We start from the raw sequence: 6,666 nt of genomic DNA on the forward strand, positions 1-6,666 counted from the left end.
AGTAGGATAATGGACTAAGTAAAACATGAAGAAAAGGATTAATAGAAAAGAATTTAATGATTTTAAAGCTTTAATACAAAGGGATCTAAACTCGGATGAATATCCCTTTGTTGTAACTGTTCAAAAAAATAAAATTGTTGCCAGGTGGAAAACGCAGCAAATCTCGGAAGAAACTGACAACAGGGACACCGGTTCCTTTTATGTGACATATATACTTAGCAGAGACAAAACGTTTTGCGGCGGTGAAACCTTGCTTGTCAAAGATACTTATAAGCCGCCATTGTCCACGGAGACCAGAGCTGTTTTTTCACTCTCTACACCGAAGAATTTGCCTTGGAGAAAAAGAATCGATCATAAGGATTGGGCGAATATTGGATTTGATGAGGACAAACTCCTTTCCATCATTGAACATTATCTGAGAGATCACGGTTTTGCATATCTCCCGGGAATATGGAATCACAAACGCTTAAGCTGGGAAGAGGGATTTTTGTTTCGCATTGCCGGTATTATTTTTCTATTCGTAGGCATTTTTTTGCTAGTGGGATTTTTGAATAGCTCAATGATCAGTGATTGCTTACGAGTAGATGCTTTTTTCGCAGCAGCTATTTTCCTTCTTTTGTTTGCGACGCTGCTACCATTGATCATGATCATAATTGGAGTCCTGATGTCTCTGATTGGATTTGGCAAAATGGAATTCTATGACCTCAGGCCGGAAGTGGGCATCAAGTTGGTTATAGGTATCATTATAGTATCCTGGTCAGTGATATTTGCATTGACTATTTCAAATTGAAGGATGTGACGATCATAGGTATATCTCTCGGAGGGTACCTTGCACCCAGAGCCGCAGCTTTTGACAAGATCACGCAGGATATGCAGGATAAATGCGAAGAAATTTTGTAGCAACGAATGATCAGATCATCTTCTGCATTTTGGGGCCCATAGGGGATTGGATAAAAAGTCTTGCCTGAGTTCGTAATTGTAGAAATAAATGATAGTAAGATATATCGGAAGATAATCTTACAAAAGACAGACAAAGATTTAATGAGTAGAAAGTAAGATCAGAGTATTATTTTTGATCGCAGTTATTCAAGTTGCCACCAGCCGCATACAGTAGCCCTGAGCTTTCTACCGTACGCAGCAGGTAAACAGCAACTCGTCCTACAAATGCCCAAAACAAGGCATTTAAGGCAGTGAAAAAGTTCTCAAAGAGATGATCAATCTGCATTGCAGATTTCGGAACCCCAGATTTTATCTGGGGTTTCTTTTTGCCCATTTTTACGAAACAGGTATTTTGCCCATGTAATAGTCATACGGTAGACATACAATTCATCAATAATTCACTTAATAGTGCTTGATTTTGGCATGGACTAAGTTATAATTAAACGCAAACAATTAGAACGAGCAAAATCCATATTGCTATAAAACATATAAACATAATATGTGAATAGGTGTTAAAAATGAAAGAAAATGAAAAACCAAACGAATTGCTTCTGAATAAATACGAAATGTTAAAGGAGTATTTGAACTCGTTAAATCTGCCTTGGAAGTTTTCCTATACTATTACTTATCGGCGCATGAAATTTTCAAAAAAGCTAATTTTTTTGTCAAATCTGACTATTACGAGAGCTCAAAAAAATCTGTATCATAATCGAGTAATTGAATGCCGCCCGGTGGGCAGGCGATTTATGAATACTGGGTTGTAACCGAACACGTGTAAGTGAAGACTCGCTTACCGTGTTCTTTTTTTACGGATTTATGGAGGCAAAAATGAATCAAAACACAAACAACTACTTGGCAGAAGAGAGGATTGGGAAGCTTCTTCTAAAATTTTCTATTCCATGCATCATGTCGCTGCTGGTATCGTCACTTTATAACATAGTAGACCAGATTTTCATCGGAAGAGGTGTGGGATATCTTGGAAATGGTGCAACAAATGTTGTTTTCCCAATCACGATTATATCGCTTGCGATTGCGCTGATGCTTGGGGATGGTGCTGCTGCATATCTTAGTCTTTGTCAAGGTAAAAAAGATGTGAAATCCGGAAATAAGAGCATGGGCAATGTTGTACTGCTTCTTGTGGCATTAGGATTTATCATGGCAGTTCTTTTTGCTGTGTTTAAGTCACAGATCCTTATGGCATTTGGAGCTACTGAGAACAACCTTTCATATGCAAATGAGTACTTTGATTACATCATTTTGGGAATTCCTTTCTTTGTTGTCGGTAATGGCCTTAATTCCATTATCAGGGCTGATGGAAGCCCTAAATTTGCCATGATTACTACTCTTGCAGGATGTATCATCAATGTGATTCTTGACCCAATAGCTATCTTTGGACTTCATATGGGCATGAAGGGAGCAGCTATCGCGACCATAGCTGGTCAGATTGTTACAGCAATCTGCGGAATTGCTTATATTCTTTTCAGAGCCAAGACATTTAAACTCACATGGAAGAATATGGTTCCTGATATGCACGTGATAGGCAGTTTTGTTCCGCTTGGAATAAGCAGCTTTTTAACTCAGCTCTCTATCGTAGTTATCATGGGTGTAATGAATAATGTCCTTGTAAAATATGGCGCAATGAGCAAGTACGGCGCGGATATCCCTCTAACTGTAGTGGGAATTGTTATGAAGGTATTCCAGATTGTAGTATCAGTATGTATTGGAATTGCGGCAGGATCACAGCCTATCGTGGGATATAACTATGGCGCAGGAAAATACAGAAGAGTAAAAAAACTGTTTACAACAATCATCAAGGCAGAAGCAATTGTTGGCCTTGTTTCAATGGTATTATTTGAACTGTTCCCTCTTCAGATCACATCAATATTTGGAAGTGAGGATGGTCTTTATAATGAATTTGCGGTTCTTTCATTCAGGATTTTCCTTTCAATGATCATTCTGACATGTATTCAGAAGGCTACCAGTGTTTTCCTTCAGTCTCTTGGAAAGCCAGTAATGTCTATGGGACTATCATTACTCAGGGACTTTGTATTAAGTGTTCCGCTTGCCATTGTTCTTCCTATGCTCTTTGGCGTTGAAGGAGCTCTTTTATCAGCTCCTGTAGCGGACATAGTAACTACAGTAGCTGTTGTTCTGATGTCCATAAATGTTGTAAAAGAGCTTGACTCCAAAATCAACAGCGATGAAGATGACGCTAAGGAAGCACAAGTGGTTTGATGTAATACGATATTATTTGGAAAGCATCTTTCTATTAAATGCGCGTTTTGTTAAAAGATGTGCTATACCTTCAATTTCCGTAGCACCTTTTTCCCATGTTTTCTCAATTAGCAGCTCATGGCTTCTTGGTTATGTACAGGACATAGGTGTCATTAAAAACAATGATTCTCTCATTGTTGATTTTCAGCCCCTAAGGTGTTTTTTATGTGCTTACAGGCCAGGAATCAACAATCGAATAAGGTTTCCATCGTTATCACGCTATCAAAAAATGTGCTATATTCATTGTATTTAAGCCCATAGGTAGTTATCAGTGTATTATGGATTACTTTTCCCGCGGCGATTTCTTTTTCTAATAACCCTTGTCTGTTTATCAAAGTGCGATAATAGCCTTTGTTCACTACAAATTCATCACTGTAGAATTTGGATTCACACATGTTTATGATGTTGTCAGCTCTGTCTATTATCATATCTATCTGTGTTCCATCAGTATCATCAGCTCTTTTTGACCATAGGGACTGGGTAGTGTCCACTCCGCTTATCCCAAGCGCTTTCTTTATCTGGTCCACGTGATTAAAGCAAACATTCTCAAACGCGAAACCTCGCCATGAAACAATTGCCTGAGATGTAAGATTCTCAAGCCAGAAAGAACCGTCAAGAGAGCGTTTATTCTTAACAAACTTCAAGTAGAACATACAGAACGGATCAACAAGTTTATAGCATTCATCCCGGGCCCCCATTCCAAAAGGTTCATACTTAATAATAAAGTCACTTGCTATCAATGCCTCTAAGTCATCTGACAGTGTACCTCCCGCAGTTATTCCGGTCAGTCGGGAAATTTCCTGCCTTGTATAACCGGCATTTTTCGTCCCAAGACACTCTATAATGGCTTTCATCTTATCAGGATTTTTAAAGACTGATGCAAAAAGTCTGTCATACTCCTTCTTCAACGGAGCATCCTTCACAAAGAACATGTCATCAACACTCTGAGCCAAGCTTTTACCTTTTTTCAGATGTTTAAGGTAAAAAGGGATACCACCCATTATCATGTATGCCTGAACAATATCATATTCCGGCAATTTCACACGTTTACTTTCAATGTAGCTTTTGCATTCTTTTAAACTGAACGGTGCTAATTTAATCTCATCTGTTAAACGTCCATATAAGCCACCATTATTGTCTACAAGCTTATTCTTTATCCAGGTAGTGGCACTTCCACACACGATGACCATCAGGTTTTTTCTAAAGCATCCCCAGGTATTCCAGAAGCCTTCAAAAGCTGTTAAAAATCCAGATTTTTGAGTATCCATCCAGGGTAACTCATCCAGAAAGATCACCTGACGTTTTCCATCGTCTCTTTCCTGAAGGAACATCTCTAGCATAAGAAAGGCATCTAGCCAGTTATCAGGGCATCTGCTCTTTTTCATGCCATGCAGAAGCAGTGAATTATAAAAATGCTTAAGCTGTTTTCGCAATGGTGTCCCCCCTTCTGTCTCCTCCAGTTCGATAGGGGATAACCCTGCATGATGAAAAGCCAGCTTTCCGGCGAACGTTTCACTTACAAGATATGTCTTTCCAACACGTCTTCTTCCATAAATTGCTACAAACTCTGCTTCTCCGCTATTATACAGTTCATTTAGCTGCTGTACTTCTGTCTCTCTTCCAATCATTTTGCCGCCTCTCATTGTTGATTTCCAGCCCCTAAGGTATATTTTATATGCTTACAGGCTGAGAATCAACAACGAAGTGTAAATCTCTCATGCTTTTCTACAAGCTGCCTCACAAACGTGCCTTACCGTTTCCCTGTATTCCTTCTTTTTAATTCATTGCCCTGAAGCTTAAGCTCTTTACCAGAATCCGTTACAAGTTCCTCTACCTCAAGAGCTTGAACATCATAAATATGTTTCTTATCAGGAAAACAGTTTTCTGATCCAGGCAACTCTTCTGTCCAACGAATCCCTAACCATACTGCTCTTTAGTGCCACTTCAAACCCATGGCAGGTACCTTTGATTTCATGTACTTCGACAGAAATACCTTCTGCCTCCAGCTTCTTTGCAAAAGATATGCCATCATCATGAAGAGCGTCAAATTCTGCAACTTCTATATAAGTAGCAGGGAATCCAGCAAAAGAGCCAGCTTCCATCGGAGAAGCATATTCTATAGGTTGCGGAAGCCCTTTTATCAGCATTTCATCCCAATACATCTTCGCAAGGCCTGCATCCAATACGGGTGTGTCTGTATATTTTCTCATAGACTCAGTATTCATACGCCGATCCAGCGCAGGATATACCATGAGAACTCCTGCAGGAAGGATTTGGTCCCTGTCTCTAGCCATGAACACAACTGCAGCTGCAATATTCCCTCCTGCACTATCTCCGGTAACAATTATCCTATGCTCATCGATGCCTAGCTCTGCAGAATTAAGAATTGCCCATTCATATGCACTGTAGCAATCTTCAACCGCATAAGGAAATCTGTATTTTGGCATCAGCCTGTAGTCTGGCATTATTACTTTACAATTCACCTTCTCTGCATACCATTTTGCAAACTGATAGTGTGCACCGGCAGCTTTTAGAATCAAACCTCCACCATGAAAAAACATAATACATGGGAGCTTTTCATCTGTATTCTTAGGTTCAATCACAAGAGCAGGCAAATTATATCCTGCATACCCGGAAATAATGTGCCTCCGCACCGATACATTCTCGTCTGATCCGCAAGGAATCATACCCATAAAAATGTTCACGAATGGATAAACGTGAATATTGGGAAAAAGATGAGTCCTGGCAAGAAATTTAAGTTCTTTATCCAATGGATATTTAGCCTTCATTATCTACCTTCCTCAACATCTAACCAAAAGCCTGGCCAGTAACATTCAGCCACCCTCCCCCTGAATAACTGTCCCATTTCCATATTCATCATAGACAGTCCTAATTGGATCGCCAATAATGCACCCCGGGTAGTCATCTTCCATTCGAAGCACATTTCCGGATATCAGGAAATTTTTGTAATCGTAGTAATAAACAAATCTATCCAAGAATTCATAGGTGTGAGCCGAATATTTTACCCCATCAATATATACCGATGTTTCTGTTTGTCCAAGAAAGAATAGGACGGCTGGGAGGTACATGAACTACCTCCACCGACTCTGCGTCGGAAGAGGTTTCTGTTATACCGCAAAGCGGCATGAACCTTTGGGATGCTTAACGCATCCCAAAGAACAGGGCATGTCCACTATGCCCCTATCCCATTGGGTTACCTTTGGGAATACTTTTCTTAAGATATTGGCAGCTCCATTTATATCTGCATTTGTTATTGTCCCATCGTAGTGCCTGTAAAGTCCACGTTTTATCCTTTTTCCGGAAAAAACATAGTCAGCCTTACTTCCCTTTTTATACACAGGGATCTCATCCATCGCAAGAAAATCCGCTTTGGATGTATAGCTCTCTTCCGTAAGCGCAAACCTTATCCCGTATTCAGCAAGCTTATATCTT

Annotated in this window: 5 protein-coding genes and 1 pseudogene; 2 read left to right on the forward strand and 4 right to left on the reverse strand. The window is 39.8% G+C overall.

Translation table 11 applies throughout. The features are described from left to right. Positions 1–25: 25 nt before the first annotated feature. Together G602_RS0116860 and G602_RS0116870 are read left to right on the forward strand one after the other, a co-directional pair. The gene (locus tag G602_RS0116860) at positions 26–790 is read left to right on the forward strand and encodes a hypothetical protein (protein WP_026659200.1); all 765 of its coding nucleotides are present in this window, start codon (positions 26–28) and stop codon (positions 788–790) included. Positions 791–1,767: 977 nt separating this feature from the next. Then, positions 1,768–3,174: an MATE family efflux transporter gene (locus tag G602_RS0116870; protein ID WP_026660006.1), complete on the forward strand. Its 1,407-nt coding sequence runs from the start codon at positions 1,768–1,770 to the stop codon at positions 3,172–3,174. A gap of 224 nt (positions 3,175–3,398) precedes the next feature. Here G602_RS0116870 and G602_RS0116875 read toward each other — a convergent pair whose 3' ends face one another. The 4 genes and pseudogenes from G602_RS0116875 to G602_RS31105 form a co-directional block, all read right to left on the reverse strand. Then, positions 3,399–4,841 carry an AAA family ATPase gene (locus G602_RS0116875; protein WP_049945298.1) on the reverse strand — a complete coding sequence of 481 codons (1,443 nt, stop codon included), beginning with the start codon at positions 4,839–4,841 and terminating at the stop codon, positions 3,399–3,401. Between the two features lie 240 nt (positions 4,842–5,081). Next, complete coding sequence (locus G602_RS0116885) at positions 5,082–6,002, reverse strand: alpha/beta hydrolase (RefSeq protein ID WP_044932591.1); 921 nt, start codon at positions 6,000–6,002, stop codon at positions 5,082–5,084. A gap of 45 nt (positions 6,003–6,047) precedes the next feature. Next, positions 6,048–6,302: a hypothetical protein gene (locus G602_RS31245; protein WP_026660010.1), complete on the reverse strand. Its 255-nt coding sequence runs from the start codon at positions 6,300–6,302 to the stop codon at positions 6,048–6,050. Between the two features lie 39 nt (positions 6,303–6,341). After that, positions 6,342–6,666: pseudogene (locus tag G602_RS31105) on the reverse strand (RNA-guided endonuclease InsQ/TnpB family protein); the annotation flags it as partial.

Origin of the sequence: Butyrivibrio sp. AC2005 (genome assembly GCF_000424145.1) — a bacterium.
Lineage (GTDB): Bacteria > Bacillota > Clostridia > Lachnospirales > Lachnospiraceae > Butyrivibrio.